Origin of the sequence: Streptomyces sp. S07_1.15 (assembly GCF_020739505.1) — a bacterium.
Lineage (GTDB): Bacteria > Actinomycetota > Actinomycetes > Streptomycetales > Streptomycetaceae > Streptomyces > Streptomyces xinghaiensis.
The window spans coordinates 4,098,437-4,116,646 of sequence record NZ_JAJBZK010000001.1; the positions used below are offsets into that span (position 1 = coordinate 4,098,437).

12 protein-coding genes and 1 pseudogene are annotated in these 18,210 nt (G+C 74.5%); 8 read left to right on the forward strand and 5 right to left on the reverse strand.

Annotated elements, in window-relative coordinates:
• The first annotated feature begins 210 nt into the window (after positions 1 to 210).
• Positions 211 to 3,690 (forward strand): sacsin N-terminal ATP-binding-like domain-containing protein, encoded by a 3,480-nt coding sequence (locus LIX60_RS17780; RefSeq protein WP_227962813.1) that lies wholly within the window; start codon positions 211 to 213, stop codon positions 3,688 to 3,690.
• A gap of 302 nt (positions 3,691 to 3,992) precedes the next feature.
• Positions 3,993 to 4,481, forward strand: a complete 489-nt coding sequence (locus tag LIX60_RS17785) for a GNAT family N-acetyltransferase (protein ID WP_227959319.1) — start codon at positions 3,993 to 3,995, stop codon at positions 4,479 to 4,481.
• A 91-nt stretch (positions 4,482 to 4,572) separates the two neighbouring features.
• On the opposite strand, the gene LIX60_RS17790 is transcribed toward LIX60_RS17785, so the two are convergent.
• Both LIX60_RS17790 and LIX60_RS17795 read right to left on the reverse strand, forming a co-directional pair.
• The gene (locus LIX60_RS17790) at positions 4,573 to 7,086 is read right to left on the reverse strand and encodes a cation-translocating P-type ATPase (RefSeq protein WP_227959320.1); all 2,514 of its coding nucleotides are present in this window, start codon (positions 7,084 to 7,086) and stop codon (positions 4,573 to 4,575) included.
• A 42-nt stretch (positions 7,087 to 7,128) separates the two neighbouring features.
• On the reverse strand, positions 7,129 to 7,506 hold the full coding sequence (locus LIX60_RS17795; protein WP_227959321.1) for a DUF2530 domain-containing protein: 378 nt from the start codon (positions 7,504 to 7,506) through the stop codon (positions 7,129 to 7,131).
• 382 nt (positions 7,507 to 7,888) lie between these two features.
• On the opposite strand from LIX60_RS17795, the gene LIX60_RS17800 reads away from it, so the two are divergent.
• The 4 genes and pseudogenes from LIX60_RS17800 to thpR form a co-directional block, all read left to right on the forward strand.
• Positions 7,889 to 9,349 (forward strand): NCS2 family permease, encoded by a 1,461-nt coding sequence (locus LIX60_RS17800; protein WP_227959322.1) that lies wholly within the window; start codon positions 7,889 to 7,891, stop codon positions 9,347 to 9,349.
• Between the two features lie 230 nt (positions 9,350 to 9,579).
• Entirely contained in the window at positions 9,580 to 10,017 is a 438-nt protein-coding gene (locus LIX60_RS17805; protein ID WP_019711236.1) for a MarR family winged helix-turn-helix transcriptional regulator, read from the forward strand.
• Between the two features lie 166 nt (positions 10,018 to 10,183).
• Positions 10,184 to 11,575, forward strand: a complete 1,392-nt coding sequence (locus LIX60_RS17810) for an MFS transporter (RefSeq protein ID WP_227959323.1) — start codon at positions 10,184 to 10,186, stop codon at positions 11,573 to 11,575.
• Between the two features lie 95 nt (positions 11,576 to 11,670).
• Positions 11,671 to 12,303: pseudogene (thpR, locus tag LIX60_RS17815) on the forward strand (RNA 2',3'-cyclic phosphodiesterase); the annotation flags it as partial.
• Between the two features lie 349 nt (positions 12,304 to 12,652).
• On the opposite strand, the gene LIX60_RS17820 reads toward thpR, so the two are convergent.
• Positions 12,653 to 13,648, reverse strand: coding sequence for an aldo/keto reductase (locus LIX60_RS17820; RefSeq protein ID WP_227959324.1), 996 nt, complete (start codon positions 13,646 to 13,648; stop codon positions 12,653 to 12,655).
• A gap of 103 nt (positions 13,649 to 13,751) precedes the next feature.
• Positions 13,752 to 14,447 (reverse strand): SGNH/GDSL hydrolase family protein, encoded by a 696-nt coding sequence (locus LIX60_RS17825; protein ID WP_227959325.1) that lies wholly within the window; start codon positions 14,445 to 14,447, stop codon positions 13,752 to 13,754.
• A 76-nt stretch (positions 14,448 to 14,523) separates the two neighbouring features.
• Between LIX60_RS17825 and LIX60_RS17830 the strand changes: the two genes are divergently transcribed.
• On the forward strand, positions 14,524 to 15,759 hold the full coding sequence (locus tag LIX60_RS17830; protein WP_227959326.1) for a hypothetical protein: 1,236 nt from the start codon (positions 14,524 to 14,526) through the stop codon (positions 15,757 to 15,759).
• Between the two features lie 130 nt (positions 15,760 to 15,889).
• On the opposite strand, the gene LIX60_RS17835 is transcribed toward LIX60_RS17830, so the two are convergent.
• On the reverse strand, positions 15,890 to 16,789 hold the full coding sequence (locus LIX60_RS17835) for a TetR/AcrR family transcriptional regulator (protein WP_227959327.1): 900 nt from the start codon (positions 16,787 to 16,789) through the stop codon (positions 15,890 to 15,892).
• Between the two features lie 312 nt (positions 16,790 to 17,101).
• Here LIX60_RS17835 and LIX60_RS17840 point away from each other — a divergent pair, with 312 nt between their 5' ends.
• Entirely contained in the window at positions 17,102 to 18,127 is a 1,026-nt protein-coding gene (locus LIX60_RS17840; RefSeq protein ID WP_227959328.1) for an ATP-binding cassette domain-containing protein, read from the forward strand.
• The last annotated feature ends 83 nt before the right edge of the window (positions 18,128 to 18,210 follow it).

Consider the following 18,210-nt stretch of genomic DNA (forward strand, 5'->3'; position numbering starts at 1 on the left):
ACCGGCCGGCGCACCGCCGGCCCCCGCCCGCCGCAGGGGGCTGCGGAGCCGCCGGCGGGCCGGAGGCGGTACGTTCGGCGCTGGCAGCCACTGCACGGATGCACGGATGCACGGATGCACGGATGCAAGGACCCACGCATGCGCCGATGGGCAGAAGCACAGACGCGCGACGGCACCCGGGAGAAGGAGCGACACGTGAGCGGCACGGCGATGGTGCGAGCGGCGGCCGGCGGGCACGACCCGCACGGAACGGCGCGGCTGCGACGCGGTGTGCTGGACGCCTGGGCCGCCTCGCCCGCGCGGTTCCGCGAGGACGCCAACGCGGAGGAGGACCTGGCGCTCGGCGGCTACCGCGACCGGCTCGTCGTCGAACTCGCCCAGAACGCGGCCGACGCGGCCGCCCGCACCGGTGTCCCCGGCCGGCTCCGCCTCACCGTGCACGCGGCCGAGGGCGACAGCCCCGCCGTCCTGGCCGCCGCCAACACCGGGGCCCCGCTCGACGCCGCCGGTGTCGAGTCGCTGGCCACCCTGCGCGCCTCCGCCAAGCGCGACGAGTGGCGGGAGGGGGAGGGCACCCCGTCCGTCGGCCGCTTCGGGGTCGGCTTCGCCGCCGTCCTGGCCGTGAGCGACGAGCCCGCCGTGATCAGCCGCGGCGGAAGCGTCCGGTGGTCCCTCGCCGAGGCACGCGACCTGGCGGCCGAGGCGGCAGGCGGCAGCCCCGGCCTGGCCGACGAGCTGCGCCGGCGCGACGGCCACGTCCCGCTGCTGCGCCTGCCGCTGCCCGCCGAGGGCTCCGCGCCCGTCGGCTACGACACGGCCGTCGTGCTGCCCCTGCGCGACGGCGCGGCCGAGGACCTGGCGGAGCGCCTTCTCGCCGGAGTCGACGACGCGCTGCTGCTGACGCTCCCCGGCCTCGACGAGATCGTCATCGAGATCCCCGGGGAGGACGCGCGGACCCTGACGCGCCGCCAGGACGGCCCGTACACCGTCGTCGAGGACAGCGCGCGCGGCACCACCCGCTGGCGCACCGCCTCCTCCGGGGGGCGGCTGGAGTCCGCACTGCTCGCCGACCGCCCGGTGGAGGAGCGGCTGCGCCCCTTCTGGTCGGTCACCTGGGCCGTCCCCGTCGACGCCGAGGGCGCCCCGGCCCGGCCCGCCACGGCCGCCGTGGTGCACGCGCCGACCCCGACCGAGGAACCGCTCGGCCTGCCCGCGCTGCTCGTCGGTTCGTTCCCGCTGGAGCCCACCCGCCGGCACACCGCCCCCGGCCCGCTCACCGACTTCCTGACGGCCCGCGCCGCCGAGACGTACGCGGAGCTGCTCCGCGCCTGGCAGCCGCTCTCCACCGGGACGATCGACCTGGTGCCCGGCCCGCTCGGCAAGGGCAGGCTGGACGGGCGGCTGCGCGCCGAGGTGCTGCGGCTGCTGCCGCGGGTGCCGTTCCTGGCGGGCGCGGGTACGGCGGCCGAGGGGGCGGAAGAGCCGGGCGCGGACGGGGAGTTGGAGACGTTCCCGGGCTTCGGTGGCGGCGGTGCGGGCACGGGAGCGCGCACGGCCGCCGGAGCGGCGGGGGGAGCGGGCGGCGGAGCGGGCACTTCCGCGACCGGCACTTCCGCGACCGGCACTTCCGCGACCGGCACCGGCGCCGAAGCGGCCGGGGGCCCGCGTCCCGTGCGGCTCCGTCCCGTCGACGCGGAGATCGTCGAGGGCGCCGGGGCCGAGACCGTGCAGGTACTCGCCGAACTGTTCCCCGGCCTGCTCCCCGCCGGCCTGGAGCGCCGCCCCGAGCTGCGCAGCCTGGGCGTGGTGCGGGTGCCGCTCGGCGAGGCCGTCGACCGGCTCGCGGGCGTCGAGCGCTCCCCGTCCTGGTGGCGGCGCCTCTACGACAGCCTGGCCGGCACCGACCCGGAGCGGCTCAGCGGCCTTCCCGTTCCGCTCGCCGACGGCCGGACCACCATCGGCCCGCGCCAGGTCCTGCTGCCGCTGCCGGGCGAGGAGCACGGCGCCGGCCGAGCGGGCCCGGGCGGCCCGGACGGCGCGGACGGCGCCGGTGCGGACGGTGCCGCCGGGGAGGAGCGGGACCGGGCCGCGGCCCCCAGCGCCGCCACCCTCGCCCGCCTCGGCCTCAAGGTCGCCCACCCCGACGCCGCCCACCCGCTGCTGGAGAAGCTGGGCGCCCTCCCCGCCTCCCCCCGGGCCGTCCTGACGACCCCGCAGGTGCGGGCGGCCGTCGCCGCCTCCCTCGACAGCGAGGACGTCTGGGACGAGGACACCCTCGACGCCGAGGAACTGGCGGAGGCCGTGCTCGGTCTCGTCAGCGAGGCGGGGCTCGCTCCCGACGACGAGCCCTGGCTCGGCGCCCTCGCCCTCCCCGACGAGGAGGGCGAGCTCGCCCCGGCCGGTGAACTGGTCTTCCCCGGAAGCGACTTCGAGCAGGTCATCCGCGAAGGCGAACTCGCCGCCTGCGACGCCGGCCTCGCCGGACGCTGGGGCCCCGAGACCCTGGCGGCCGTCGGCGTGCAGTCGACCTTCGCCCTCGTCCGCACCACCGACGTGGTCCTCGACCCGGACGAGTTCGAACCGCGCGACAGCGACTACGCCGAGCCCGACGACGCCGGGCTCCTCGACTCCGTCGACGTCTGGTGCGAGGACGTCCTCGACCAGCTCCCCGACAGCCCCGTGCCGCCCGTCGCCACCGAGATCACGGCCGTGCGCGACCTGGACCTCGTCGACGACGACGCCTGGCCCCGGGCCCTCGCCCTGCTCGCCCGGCCGCCGCTGCGCGACGCGCTGACCCAGCCCGTGCGCGTCCTGCTCCCGGACGGCACCACCGAGACCGTCCGCCCGTACACCGCCTGGTGGCTGCGCGGGCACCCGGTGCTCGACGGTCGCCGCCCGGCCGGACTGCGCGCGGCGGGCGGCGACCCGCTGCTGGCCGGGCTCTACGAGGCCGCCGACGCGACCGGCTTCGAGGACGAGCAGGTGCTGCGCGCCCTGGGCGTCCGCACCTCCGTGGCCGCGCTCCTGGACGAGCCCGGCGGCGCCGCCGAACTGCTGAACCGGCTGGCCGACCCCGAACGCCCCGTCCGGGCCCGCCAGCTGCACGGCCTCTACAACGCCCTGGCCGCCCTCGACCCCGAACAGGTGACCCTGCCCGACGAACTCCGGGTGGTCGTCGGCGCGGCGGGCGACGTACGGGTCGTGGACGCCGCCGACGCCCTGATCGCCGACGCCCCCGATCTGCTGCCCCTGGCCGAGGACCGCCCGCTGGTCCCGGTGAGCCCGGCGCGGGCGGCGGACCTGGCGGAGCTGCTCCAGGTGCGGCGGCTGAGCGAGGCGTACCCGGCCCCGGTCGCGGACCCGGACGCGGGCGAGGTCCGCGAGGTCCCGGAGGCGGTCCGCGTCCTGCTGGGCCCGGGCACCCCCGAGGCGTACACCGAGTACGAGGAACTGTTCGTCCGCGCCGGAGTGGACGGCACGGGCGGCGCGGGCGGGAAGGACACGGCGGGGCTGGTGGAGGTGGACTGGCGCCGCACCCCCGACGGCGTGGTGCACGCGGCGACCGTGGAGGGCGTGGCCGCGGGCCTGGCCTGGGCGGCGGGCCAGTGGCCCCGCCGCTTCGAGGTCGCGGCCCTGCTGGAGGACCTGTCCCGCACGGAGGAACTGGCCCGGGACCGCTGGTTCGACTGAGCCGGTTCCGGTTCCGGTGCCGGTTCCGGGAGCACGGCCGGGCGGCGGAGTTCGGACGGTGCGCGGAGTTCGGGCCCTCCGGCGGCGGGGTGACCGGGGCGGCCGGGTGACCGAGGTGACCGGGCTCGGCGGAGGACCAGCGGCGGTACGCCAGTCCGTGCCCGGGACACGGCGCCCGAGCCGTGCCCGATGCCCGCTGCCCGAGCCGTGCCCGCTGCCCGAGCCGGGCCCGGTGTCCAGTCCGCGCCGGACGCCGGTATGGGGTGGACGGCCGCCCGGGCGGCACCGGTACGGTGCGCGGCATGACTGCGTCTCGCCTCCGCCTGGAGAAGGTCACGGCCGACAACGTTCTGGCCGCCTGCCGCCTGGCGGTCCGCCCGGACCAGGAGCGTTTCGTCGCCCCGGTCGCCCGCTCACTGGCCGAGGCCTACGCACAACCCGACATCGCCTGGCCCCGGCTGGTCTGTGACGGCGACCGGCTGGTGGGGTTCGTGATGGCCTTCTTCGACGTCCGCCTCCACCCGGAGGACCCCGGCGACCGGCCCCGCTCGGGACTGTGGCGGCTGGCTGTCGACGCCGCCGAACAGGGGCGCGGATACGGCCGTTTCGCGGTGGAGTCCGTGTGCGAGGAGATCCGCAGGCGGGGCGGGAGCCGGGCGACGGTCACCTGGACACCCGGCGAGGGCAGCCCCGAGGCGTTCTACCAGAAGCTCGGCTTCCGGCGGACGGGCGAGATGAGCGGCCACCAGATCGTCGGCGAACTCGACCTGACCCGACCTGACCTGATCTGAGCCGACCTGACCCGGCCCGGCCCGGCCGCCCCGCCGAGTCACCGCGCCCACCGGGCCCACGGCGCCCACCGCCCCACAGGGGCGCGTCCGCTCAGGCCGGGAAGCGCCGGCCGACCCACCGCCAGCTCAGCTCCATCAGGACCGCCGCGGCCGCCGCGATGCCCACCGCCGTCCACGGCATCACCGTCCCCACCAGCCGCAGCGCGAAGAAGTGCTGCAGCATCGGTGTGACGATCACGACCAGGAAGGCGGACGCCATGGTGGCGACCAGCCCGATCCGCCACCACGTGTAGGGGCGGGCCACGATCGCCAGCACCGACATCGCGATCAGGAACAGCGTCAGCGTCGCCGCGCTCGTCTCGGCGGCCAGCGCCCCCGGGCCCGTGTAGTGGTGCCGGGCCATCAGGTACGAGGTGAACGTCGCGGTCCCCGCGATGAGGCCGGCCGGGACGGCGTACCGCATCACGCGCCGGACGAAGTGCGGTTGCGCCCGCTCCTTGTTGGGGGCGAGGGCCAGGAAGAAGGCCGGGATGCCGATGGTGAGCGACGAGATCAGCGTCAGATGCCGGGGCAGGAACGGATACGGCACCTGGGAGCTCACCACCAGGACCGCCAGCAGCACCGAGTAGACCGTCTTCGTCAGGAAGAGGGTCGCCACGCGCGTGATGTTGCCGATCACCCGCCGCCCCTCGGCGACCACCGACGGCAGGGTGGCGAAGCTGTTGTTGAGCAGGACGATCTGGGCGACGGCCCGGGTGGCCTCCGAGCCGGAGCCCATGGAGACGCCGATGTCGGCGTCCTTCAGGGCCAGGACGTCGTTCACGCCGTCACCCGTCATGGCCACGGTGTGGCCGCGCGATTGCAGGGCGCCCACCATGTCGCGCTTCTGCTGCGGCGTGACCCGCCCGAAGACGGCGCCCTTCTCCAGCACCTCCGCCATGTCCTCCCGGTCCTCCGGCAGCCGGCGGGCGTCGACCGTGGTCTCCGCGCCCGGGAGGCCGAGCTTGCCCGCGACCGCGCCCACCGACACGGCGTTGTCGCCGGAGATCACCTTGGCGGCGACGTCCTGCTCCGCGAAGTACCGCAGGGTGTCCCCGGCGTCGGGACGCAGCCGCTGTTCGAGGACGACCAGGGCGACGGGGTGCGCGCCGCAGCCCGCCTCCGGGGCGAGCAGCGGCTGCCCGGTGCGGGCGAGCAGCAGCACGCGCAGCCCCTGCGTGTTGAGCTCGTCCACCGAGGCCAGGGCCGGATCGCCGGCGGGCAGCAGGACGTCCGGCGCGCCCAGCAGCCAGGTGGTGGTGGCGCCGTCGGTGTCGGTGAGCGACGCGCCGCAGTACTTGCGGGCGGAGGAGAACGGCAGCGTCTCGGTGTGCCGCCAGCCGTCCGGGGCGGGGCAGTGCCGGCCGACGGCCTGCAGGCTGGCGTTGGGCCGCGGGTCGCAGGCGCCGAGCGAGCCGAGGACGTGCCGCACCCGCTCCTCGCCGCTGCCGTCGAGGACGCGGATGCCGGTGACGTCCATGCCGCCCTCGGTGAGGGTGCCGGTCTTGTCCAGGCAGACGACGTCCACCCGGGCCAGTCCCTCGATGGCCGGCAGCTCCTGCACCAGGCACTGCTTGCGGCCCAGCCGTATGACACCGATGGCGAACGCCACCGAGGTCAGCAGCACCAGGCCCTCGGGGACCATCGGCACGATGCCGCCGACCATGCGGCGGACCGCCTCCCGCCAGTCGTGGTCCTGCACGAAGAGCTGGCTGACGACGAGCCCGATCGCCGCCGGGATCAGCATGTACGTGATGTATTTGAGGATCTGGCTGATGCCGCTCCGCAGCTCGGAGTGGACGAGGGTGAACCGCGACGCCTCCTCGGCCAGTTGGGCCGCGTACGCCTCCCGGCCGACCTTGGTGGCGGTGAAGGCGCCGGTGCCCGCGACCACGAAGCTGCCGGACATCACCGGGTCGCCGGGGCGCTTGAGGACGGGGTCGGCCTCGCCGGTGAGCAGCGACTCGTCGATCTCCAGCCCGTCCGCCTCGGCGACCTCGCCGTCGACGGGGCACTTGTCGCCGGGGCCGATCTCGACCAGATCGCCGAGGACGATGTCGCCCGTCCGCACCTCGGCGGAGTGGCCGTCGCGCCGGACGACCGGCCGGGCCTCGCTGATCACGGCGAGGTTGTCCAGGGTCTTCTTGGCGCGCAGCTCCTGGACGATGCCGATGGCGGTGTTGGCGATGATGACGAAGCCGAACAGGCCGTCCTGGATCGGGCCGACGATCAGGATGATCAGGAAGAGCACGCCGATGATCGCGTTGAAGCGCGTGAAGACGTTGGCCCGGACGATGTCGGCGGTCGAGCGCGAGGACCGCACGGGAACGTCGTTGACCTCGCCCGCCGCGATCCGCGCCGCCACCTCCGCGGGGGTCAGCCCGGGCAGCCTGGCGGGCACGGCCGGGGCGGCGGGTGCGGCGGGTGCGGCGGGAGGAGACGCGGCGGGTGCGGGTGCGGGCACCTGCGCGGTGCGCGCCGCGGTTCCGGCGGGAGGAGCCGGGGCGGCGGGGACGGCGGTCCCCGGCTCCGGCTCTCCGATGTCGGCGGGGGAGCGATGCGTCATGCGGAAGACGGTACGGGGGCGGACGGCTCCCGCGCCGCCGGGTCACCGGGAATCGGGGGAGCTTCCGGGTTCCGTGCCGGTACGGGGGTCGCGGCCGGCGCCGGGCTCCGCTGTGCCGGGCTCCGCAGGCGGGTCCGTCGGAGCGGGGCCGGCCGGGCCGGGGGCGCCGGAGGGCTCCTCCGCCGTGCGGCGGAGGGCGGCCTCGCGGCCGCGGACGTAGTGGATGCCGTAGAGGCCGAGCCCGCCCCCGGCGAGGCAGGTCCACAGCCACCACAGCAGCCCCTGCCCCTCGAACCAGCGGTAGAAGGGGATCTGGACCAGGAACATCACGAACCACAGGACGGTGCCGCCGGTCACGACGGCGACGACGTTCCCCTCCAGCGGCTCCGGTGCCTCCCGCGTGGGAGTCCACTTGCCCATCGTTCCCCGTTCCTGCTGACTGCTGCGGTGTCCTCGTCCTGCCGGCCGCCGCGAGCCCGGCGGTACCGCCGTCGGCGGTGGCGCGGGTGGCGGCGCCGGTCAGTCTATGCGGCCGACGACGGCGGTTCCGGGATGGCTGCCCCGGGGGTTCTACGCGCGAAGATTGGCTATCCGAAGCTTATGTATTCATACTGAATCGGTCCGGAGTTGACTCGTTTCTTTCGTAGCTTCGTCCAACCCGGTCGGGCGGGTGAACGGGGGCGCCGATGTGCCCCGCCGTTCGCTCCGCTCCGTCCCTTCCGTCCCGTCCCGCTCGTCAACGGTTCTGCCCGGCCGGCCGACCACGCCGCCACAGACCCCGTCCTCCCCCTGAGGTCCTGTCATGCCATCCCCGGCCCCCACCCCGGTCGACCAGCAGCCGCCCGCGCGACCCGCGAACGGCCTCGACCGCTTCTTCAAGCTCTCCGAGCGCGGAACCGGTGTCTCCCGCGAGATCCGGGGCGGCCTGGCGACCTTCTTCGCCATGGCCTACATCGTCGTACTGAACCCGATCATCCTCGGGTCCGGTACGGACAAGTTCGGGCATCAGCTGGATGCGGGGCAGCTCGTCACGGCCACCGCGCTGATCGCCGGCCTGACCACGATCCTGATGGGCCTCATCGGCAACGTCCCGATCGCCCTCGCCGCCGGCCTGGGCATCAACGCGGTGGTCTCCCTGCAGCTCGCACCCGTCATGAGCTGGCCGGACGCGATGGGCATGGTGGTTCTCGCGGGCCTGGTGCTGATGATCCTCGTCGCCTCCGGTCTGCGGCAGCGGGTCCTGGACGCCATCCCGAACGGTCTGCGCCGGTCGATCGCGATCGGCATCGGCCTGTTCATCACCCTCATCGGTCTGGTGGACGCCGGCTTCGTCACCCGCAACCCGGACGACGCCCACACCACCGTGCCGCTCGGCCTCGGGGTCGGCGGGCGGCTGGAGGGCTGGCCGGTACTGGTCTTCGTGCTCGGCCTCGCGCTGACGTTCGTCCTGGTCATCCGCCGCACCAAGGGCGCGATCCTGCTGAGCATCGCCGCGATGACGGTCCTCGCCCTGATCGTCAACGCCGTCGCCGACATACCGAAGGGCGCCTGGGGCCTCACCACGCCCGAGCTGCCCGACTCGGTCGTGAGCACCCCCGACTTCGGGCTGATCGGCGAGGTGAGCCTCTTCGGCGGCTTCTCGGAGGTCGGTGTGCTCACCGGCTCGCTCTTCGTCTTCACCGTGCTGCTGTCCGGCTTCTTCGACGCGATGGGCACCATCATCGGTGTCTCCGAGGAGGCGAAGCTCACCAGCAAGGACGGCCAGGTCCCGCGGATGGGCCGGATCCTGATGGTCGACGGCGCGGCCGTCGCGGCGGGCGGTTTCGGCTCCGCCTCGGCCAACACCTGCTTCGTGGAGTCCACCGCGGGTGTCGGCGAGGGCGCCCGCACGGGGCTCGCCAACCTCGTGACCGGCGGCCTCTTCCTGCTGGCCCTGGTCTTCACCCCGCTCGCGCTGATCGTGCCGTCCCAGGCGGCCACGCCGGCGCTGGTCGTCGTCGGCTTCCTGATCATGATGGCCAACATCCGCTCCATCGAGTGGGACGATCCCACCATCGCGGCCCCCGCCTTCCTGACGATGATCGCGATGCCGTTCACCTACAGCATCACCAACGGCATCGGCCTCGGCGTGCTGGCGTTCATCCTGCTGCGGGCGGCCACCGGCAAGTTCCGCACCGTGCCGTGGCTGCTCAACGTCGTCGGCCTCTGCTTCCTCGTCTACTTCCTGCTCAGCCCCATCGAGCAGGCCCTCGGCCTCGGCTGACACCCCGGCCGACCGGGCCGGTCCGCGACCCCGCCGCTCCGGCAGCCGGCCTCCCCGGCCCGGCGCGGCCCGCGCCCCGGCTCGCCAGCGCCCGGAACCACGAGTTCCGGGCGCTGCGGCGTTCCCGGAGAAGGGTGCGCGGCGCACTGCCGTCAGCCATTCGGAGGAGCATCTGTTGGCTTCCTCACCCCGGCTGTATTTAGCTAGGGTAATGAGTTACGCTAACAAACATGTCGGATCTGTCCCTCGGCGACGACGCGGTCGCCGTGAACTCCCTGCGCTCCGGCGTGATGCGCCTCTCCCGCAGGCTCAAGCACCAGCGGGTCGACGAGTCGCTCAGCCCCACCGAGATGTCCGTCCTCGGCACGCTCGCCCGCTGCGGCAGCGCCACCCCGGGCGAACTGGCCCGCAAGGAGCACGTACAGCCGCCGTCGATGACCCGCATCGTGGCCCTGCTCGAAGCCAAGGGACTCGTCCGGCTGGAGCCCCATCCGGACGACCGCCGCCAGAAGGTGGTCACCCGGACCGAACGGGCCGAGTCGATGCTGGAGGAGAGCCGCCGCAAGCGCAACGCCTGGCTGGCCGAGCTCTGCGAGGGCCTGACCGACGAGGAATGGGCCACACTCCGCGCGGCCGCGCCCGTCCTGGAGAAGCTCGCCGAGACCTAGTGCCGCACGGTCCCGGCCCGCCGGGGCACACGGCATCCGCCCGGAAGCCCGGACGCCCCCGGACGCACAGGCCCCGCCGGGGACGGCCGGGGACCGCCGCACGCGACCGAGAACGGCCGAAGACCTGCTGAAGACCTGCTGAAGATCGCTGAGGAGGCGACGCAGTTTGAGTACGGGACCCGGAGCACACTCCGCACCCGTTCCCGACCCCGACCCCACCCCCGAGCCCGCCCCCGCCGCAGCACCCGCGAACGGTGCCACCGAACGGCGAGGCATGTTCAGCTCGCTGCGCAACCGCAACTACCGGCTCTTCGCGGGCGGCCAGATGGTGTCCAACACCGGCACCTGGATGCAGCGCATCGCCCAGGACTGGCTGGTCCTCACCCTCACCGGCTCCTCCGCGGCCGTCGGCATCACCACCGCCCTGCAGTTCCTGCCCATGCTGCTGCTGGGCCTCTACGGCGGTGTGATCGCCGACCGGCTTCCCAAGCGGCGGCTGCTCCTGATGACCCAGAGCGCCATGGGCCTCACCGGCCTGGCCCTCGCCGCCCTGACCCTCTCCGGGCACGTCCAGGTGTGGCACGTCTATCTCATGGCCCTGCTGCTCGGCCTGGCCACCGTCGTCGACAACCCGGCCCGGCAGGCCTTCGTCGCCGAGATGGTCGGGCCGCGCGACCTCCGCAACGCCGTCAGCCTCAACTCGGCCAACTTCCAGTCCGCCCGGCTCGTCGGCCCCGCCGTCGCCGGTGTGCTGATCAGCGCCGTGGGCAGCGGCTGGGCCTTCCTGGCCAACGGACTGTCCTTCCTCGCGCCCATAGCCGCGCTGCTGCTCATGCGCCGGGACGACCTCCACGAGGTCGCGCCCACCCCGCGCGGCAAGGGCCAGCTCCGGGACGGGCTGCGCCATGTCGCCGGGCGCCCCGAACTCCTCTGGCCGATCGTCCTCGTCGGCTTCATCGGCACCTTCGGCTTCAACTTCGCGATCTGGCTGACCGCCTTCGTCGACGAGGTCTTCCACGGCGACGCCGGAACCTACGGCCTGCTCAACACCCTGATGGCCGCCGGTTCCCTGGCCGGCGCCCTGCTCGCCGCCCGCCGCGGCACCTCGCGGCTGCGGCTGCTGGTCGGCGCGGCGCTCCTGTTCGGCCTGCTGGAGATCACCGCGGCCGCGGCCCCCGTCTTCTGGCTCTTCGCGCTGCTGCTGGTGCCGATCGGCATGTTCGGCATGACGATCAACGTCACCGCCAACTCCACCGTGCAGCTCGCGGCCGACCCCGCCATGCGGGGCCGGGTGATGAGCCTGTACATGATGGTCTTCATGGGCGGCACGCCCCTGGGGGCCCCGCTCGTCGGCTGGATCACCGACGCCTACGGGGCGCGGACCGGCTTCCTCGCGGGCGGCCTGATCTCCGCCGGCGCGGCGCTCGCCGTCGGGCTGATGCTGGCCCGGATCGGCGGGCTGCGGCTCAAGGTCGATCTGCGCCGGGGACGGCCCCGGGTCGCCTTCGTCGAACGCGCCCCGCGGAAGAAGGAGAAACAGCTGGCCGCGATGGTGTGAGCGGCGGGTCGCCGGGGCATGGAGGCCGGCCGCCACCGTCCCCCGGTCCCTGGCACCCGGCTCCCCTGGCGCCGACCCCGGGCGACACTGGTCCCATGAGACTCTTCGCCGCCGTGGTGCCGCCGATGCCGGTGGCCGGTGAACTCGCCGAGGTCGTGGCCGGGCTCCGGGAGCTGCCGGGTGCCGACCGGCTGCGCTGGACCCGGCCGCACGGCTGGCATTTCACGCTCGCCTTCTACGGCGAGGTGGCCGAGGAACCGCTGCCGGACCTGCACCGGCGCCTTGCCCGCGCCGCCCACCGGCACCGCGCGTACGAGCTGAGCCTGGCCGGAGGCGGCCGCTTCGGGCACCGGGCCCTGTGGGCCGGGGCCACCGGGGACGTCCGCGCGATGGCCCGGCTCGCCGCCACGGCCGTCGCCGCCGGCCGCCGGGCGGGCATCCCCATGAAGGACGAGCACCCGGGCTTCACCCCGCACCTGACGCTGGCCCGCGGCAACGCCCGTGGCCGCCGCCGCGGGCGTGGCGGCGACGGCGGCCACGGCGGCGACGACCGCGGTGCCGGCGGCGGCCGGGACGTGGACCTGCGCCCGTACGTCGAGGCACTGGCGGACTTCGCGGGCAGCCCCTGGACCGTCTCCGAACTGGCGCTGATCCGCAGCCATCCGCCCGCCCCCGGCATGCCGGGCGCCCAGCCGCACTACGAGACGGTGGCCCTCTGGCCGCTGGGCCGGGCGGACACCGGGCCGCGGCCGGACCGGGAGGCGGCGCCCGGGGGGCCCGCCGCCGGCCCCGGCGCGGTACCGGAGCCCGCCCCCGGCGCCCCGGAAGAGCACGGCTAACCTCGGGGAATGGACCCCAGGACCAGAACCCTGATCGTCAGCGGCACGCTGGTGCTGATGCTCGTCGTCGTCGCCGTGGCGGCCGTGCTGCGCTGAGCGGGCACGGCCGCCACGGACGTCAGGGCCGCGCGACAGCCGCCACGGACGTCAGGGCCGCGCGACAGCCGCCACGGACGTCAGGGCTGCCACAGCCGACGTCACGGCCCCCACCGGCCGGTTCCGGCGCGGTCCGGAGACCTCACCAGGCGAACGCCTCCGGCGACGGGCCCGGGCCCGGGAAGATCTCGTCCAGTGAGGCGAGCACCTCGTCCGTGAGCGTCAGTTCGGCGGCCCGCACCGCCGAGGCCAGCTGGTCCGCCGTGCGCGGTCCGACGATCGGGCCGGTCACGCCGGGGCGGGTGAGCAGCCAGGCCAGCGCCACCTCGCCCGGCTCCAGGCCGTGCCGGTCGAGCAGGTCCTCGTACCGCTGGATCTGTTCGCGCTGCCGCGGGTCCTTGAGCGCGTCGGCGGCCCGGCCGGAGGCGGCGCGGCGGTTGCCGCCCTCCTGCTCCTTGCGGATCGCGCCGCCGAGCAGACCGCCGTGGAGCGGCGACCAGGCGATGACCCCGAGGCCGTACTCCCGGGCGGCCGGGACGACCTCCATCTCGGCGCGGCGCTCGCAGAGGTTGTACAGGCACTGCTCGCTGACCAGCCCGAGGCGGCCCTGGCGCGCGGCCGTCTCGTTGGCCTGGGCGATGTTCCAGCCCGCGAAGTTGCTCGACCCCACGTAGAGGATCTTGCCCTGCCGGACGAGGACGTCCATCGCCTGCCAGATCTCGTCCCACGGGGTGTCCCGGTCGACGTGGTGGAACTGGTAGAGGTCGATGTGGTCGGTGCCGAGCCGCTTGAGGCTGGCGTCCACGGCCCGGCGGATGTTGAGGGCCGAGAGCTTGTCGTGGTTCGGCCAGGCGGGACCGTCGAGCCCCATGTTGCCGTAGACCTTGGTGGCGAGGACGACCTTGTCGCGGCGGTCGCCGCCCTGGGCGAACCAGCTGCCGAGGATCTCCTCGGTGCGGCCCTTGTTCTCGCCCCAGCCGTAGACGTTGGCGGTGTCGAAGAAGTTGATGCCCGCGTCGAGAGCGGCGTCCATGATCGCGTGGCTCTCGGCCTCGTCGGTGGTGGGGCCGAAGTTCATCGTGCCGAGAACGAGGCGGCTGACCTTGAGTCCGGTGCGTCCGAGTTGCGTGTACTCCATGACCACCAGCCAACGCCTTGGAGTGCGCTCGAAGCAAGGACGGCACTCGGCCCGCCGCACCCCGTCCGGCCCGGTTCGGGCCGGCTGCCCGCCCGGCCCGGGCTCAGTGCGCCGCGAGCCGCGCCTCGTACGGGGCGCCGAGGCCCCACTCCTCGTACAGCGCGTCCGCGAACGCCGCCGCCATGCGGTGCTCGCCGCGGGCGCTGGGGTGGGTGCCGTCGTAGGTGTCCCGGTGCAGATCCCAGCCGGCGGGCGGCCCGGCGAGGACGACCGGGGAACCGGGGCCGTCGAGCTCGGCCACCGCCTCGGCGAGGAGGGCGTTGAAACGCCGCACCTCGGCGCCGAACGCGGGGTCGTCCGCCGCCCGCACGTTGGGCAGCACGGGCATGATCAGCATCCGTACGGACGGGTTGGCCGCCCGCGCCTCCGCGACGAACCGCCGGACGTTCCCGGCCGTCTGCTCCGCGTTGGTGTAGAAGCCGAGGTCGATCAGGCCGAGGGAGACCAGCAGCACGCCCGCCCGGTGCGCGGCGACCGTCTCCCGGATCAGCGGCGCCATCTGCAGCCAGCCCTCACCCCAGCCGGCGAGGTGGGCGCGGGCGTGCTCGGGGAAGTCCGGGTCGGCGTAGTCCTGGGAGACGGGTGCCCCGGCCCGCTGGTCGTAGAGCGCGGTGCGCGGTCCGACGATGCGGTACGGGCCGCCGAAACTCCGGTTGAGGTGCTGCCACATGTGGTAGCGCCAGGTGTGCTCGCCGGCGCTCCCGATGGTCATGGAATCGCCGACGAAAAGAATGCGCATTCGGACATCATCGCGGAACCAGCCATTGCCCCGCGACGTGACGCTGCCCACCCGCGGGGGATGGCAGGCTTGCCCCATGCCTCGTCGTTCGCCTCAGCCGCTCTTCCGGACGGCCGCCCGTGCCGTGCCGGACGCCCGCCCCGGGCCTGCCCGGCTCGCCCCCGGGCCCGGCCGGCTCCGTCGCGCACGCGCCGTCGCGGCCGTCGCCGTGACCGCTCTCGCCGGTCTCGGAGCCGTACCGGTGGCAGCGGCGGTGGCACCCTCCGCCGCGGCGGCACCCCCGGCGGCACCCCCGGCGGCACCCCCGGCGGCACCCCCGGCGGCACCCCCGGCGGCTCCCGGCACGGCGCGGGCCGGCGCCCCGGACTCCTTCCGCATCGAGGACGAGCGGATCACGGAGTCCAGCGGCCTGGCCGCGAGCCGCGCCCACCCGGGCGTCTACTGGACGCACAACGACAGCGAGGACGGCCCGTACGTCTACGCCGTCGACAGCGCGACCGGGCGCACGGTGGCCACCGTCACGCTCGCCGGGATCGAGCCCCGCGACCTGGAGGGCATCTCCATCGGCCCGGGCGGCACGGTCCACGTCGGCGACATCGGCGACAACATGGGCGGCAACTGGCCCGAGGTGTGGGTCTACCGCTTCAAGGAGCCGGAGAAGCTGCGGGACACCACCGTCACCCCGACCCGCTTCACCGTCCGCTACGACGGCGGCCCCCGGGACGCCGAGTCGCTGATGGTGCATCCGAAGACCGGCCGCATGTACCTCGTCAGCAAGCACAAGGAGGGCGGCGGGCTGTACGAGGGCCCGGCCGAACCGTCCGCGTCCGGCGTCAACACCTTCCGGCGGATCGCCGACATCGGTGAGTGGGCCACCGACGCGGCCTTCTCCCCGGACGGGACCAGGCTGGTGGTGCGCGGCTACTTCGGCGGGAGTGCGTACCGCTGGCAGGACGGCAAGCCCGTCAAGCTCGCCATGAGCCCCGGCGTGCCGGTTCAGCGGCAGGGGGAGTCGGTGACCTTCACTCCGGACGGCCGGGCCCTGATGTTCGGCTCGGAGGGCCTGCGGAGCTCCGTCACCAAGGTGGAGCTGAAGGGCGAACTGCTGCCCGAATCGGTGGCGAAGGCGGACGCCGACGCGGATTCGGACGGCGGGAAGCCCGACGGCGAGGGAACCGCGGACGGCGACGGGACGGGCGCGGACGGGGAGTCCGGGACCGGGGTGGACCGCAATCTGGTCATCGGCGGACTGGCTCTCGCGGCTGTCGCCGTGCTGCTGGCGGGCGCACGGAAGGCGTTCCGCCGCGGTTGACCGCGGCTGGCCGCGGCTGGCCGCGACTGACGGCGGTTGACCGCGACTTCGGCTGCCGGGTGCCGCGGCCCTCTGACCGGCGCTGCTGCCACCGGGGCCGATCCCGCCCGGCAGCCGGCCGGTGCTGCCGTTACCGGGGCCCGCCGCCGTCCGCGCGGCTGTCGTCACCGCTGCCGTCGTCCGCGCGGCTGTCGCCACCTCTGCCGCCGGGCCCGCTCTCGCCGGGCCCGCTCTCGCCGGGCCCGCTCCCGGCGCCGCCTCCGGCGCCTTCCCGCTCCCGCCGCCGGCGTTCGATGAACGTCTCCATGCCGTCCAGGAGTTGCCGCAGCCCGAACTCGAACACCTCTTCCCAGGGGGTGCTGAACGCCTCCATGCCGAGCGCGGCCAGCTTCGGGTAGGCACCGGTCGCCATCACCCGTTCCAGGATGGGCGCCTGCGCCGTCCAGAACTCCTCGTCGCTCATGCCGGTGCGCTGTTCGGCCAGGTCGGCGTTGACCCGGCTGCGCGCGGTGCCCGTGACGTAACCGTCGATGACGACGAGCAGGCTGATCCGCTCCGGGTCGGCCAGCGGCAGCCCGTCGAGGCCCTCCAGCGCGTACTCCAGACCGGCGAGCGCCCCCGGGCCGAGCAGGGGGCGCGCCTGGTCGACATGGACCAGCCAGGGGTGGCGGCCGTAGAGCTCCCAGGTGCCGCGGGCCACCCGTTCGAGGGTGCCCCGCCAGCCGAGCAGCGCCGGGTCCTGCGCCTGCTCGCGGTCGAAGCCGTTGACCTTGTCGAGCATCAGGTCCAGCAGCTCCGCCTTGCCCGGGACGTAGCGGTAGAGGGACATGGCACCGACGCCCAGTTCGCCCGCGAGCCGCCGCATGGAGACCGCGGCCAGCCCTTCGGCGTCCGCGACGGCGACGGCGGCCGTGACGATCCGGTCCAGGGTCAGGGCGGGCTTCGGTCCGCGGGTCCGGCGCTCGTCGCGTCCCCAGAGCAGCTCCAGGCTGCGGCTGAGGTCTCCGCTACCGCTGTGTTCGGTCGTCATCTTCCCGCCATCGTAGCCGCCGTGCCGTGGCCCGGCCCGTGGCCGTCGCGTGCGCTGTACGCGTCACTGAGTACGGTGTACCCTGAAATGCATACGCCGTACCCAGTTCTGTTCGCGTCCGGCGTGAATCCGGCTTCGCCAAGGGGGAGTTCACCCGTGAAATCGTCTGTGGAACCGCCCGTGCAACCGCCCGTGAACCCGGCAGGAGACCCGTCGGCGAGCCCGCGGTCGGGCCCGACCGCGGGCCCGACCGCAAGGCAGTCCGTGAACCCGTCCGCGACCCCATCCGCGAACCGGCCCGCGTACCCGCCCGTGAGCCCCGGGCCGCACGCCGTCCTCGCCGAGGGGCTGGAGAAGCGCTACGGCGAGAAGCGCGCCCTCGACGGATTCGCCCTCACCGTCGCGCGCGGCACCGTCCACGGCCTCCTCGGGCCCAACGGCGCCGGCAAGACCACCGTCGTCCGCATCCTCTCCACGCTGGTGCGCCTCGACGGCGGACGGGCCGAGGTCGCCGGGATCGACGTGGCGGGCCGCCCGCGCGAGGTCCGCCGCCGGATCGGCCTCACCGGCCAGTACGCGGCGGTGGACGAGATCACCACCGCCCGTCAGAACCTGGTGATGTTCGGCCGCCTCTTCCACCTCGGCAAGAAGGCGGCGGAGCGCCGGGCCGCGGAACTGCTGGAGCAGTTCGCGCTGACCGACGCCGCCGACAAGGGCGTCAAGGAGTTCAGCGGCGGTATGCGCCGCCGGCTCGACCTGGCGACGAGCATGATCCTCGCCCCGCAGGTGCTGTTCCTCGACGAGCCCACCACCGGCCTCGACCCGCGCGGCCGCAACGAGGTGTGGGAAGCGGTGCGTTCCCTGGTCGCGGGCGGTACCACCGTGCTGCTCACCACCCAGTACCTGGACGAGGCCGACAAGCTCGCCGACCGTATCGCCGTCATCGAACGGGGGCGCACCATCGCCGACGACACCCCCGCCGCCCTCAAACAGCAGATCGGGGGCGACCGGATCGAGGTGGTCGTCCAGGAGGCCGCTGACCTCCCGGCCGCGCTCCGGGTCGTCGCCCGGGTCACGGGCGCCGAGCCGGACAGCGATCCCGAGGCCCGGCGGGTCGCGGCGCCGGTGACCGACCGCGTGGCCGCCCTCACCGAGGTCGTGCGGACCCTCCAGGACGAGAAGATCTTGGTCGAGGACATCGGGCTCCGGCGGCCGACCCTGGACGAGGTCTTCCTGCGCATCACGGGACGGCGGGCGGAGGACGGCACCGGGGACGCCGGACAGCCCGAACAGCCCGAACAGCCGGCACGGACCCGGGAAGCAGGCCGGGCCGCATGAACGCACACACCGATACGAGTTCGGGCAGCAAGAGCAGCACGGGCGGGAGCCCGGACACGGGCGGAACGGAAGCCGGAGGGCGG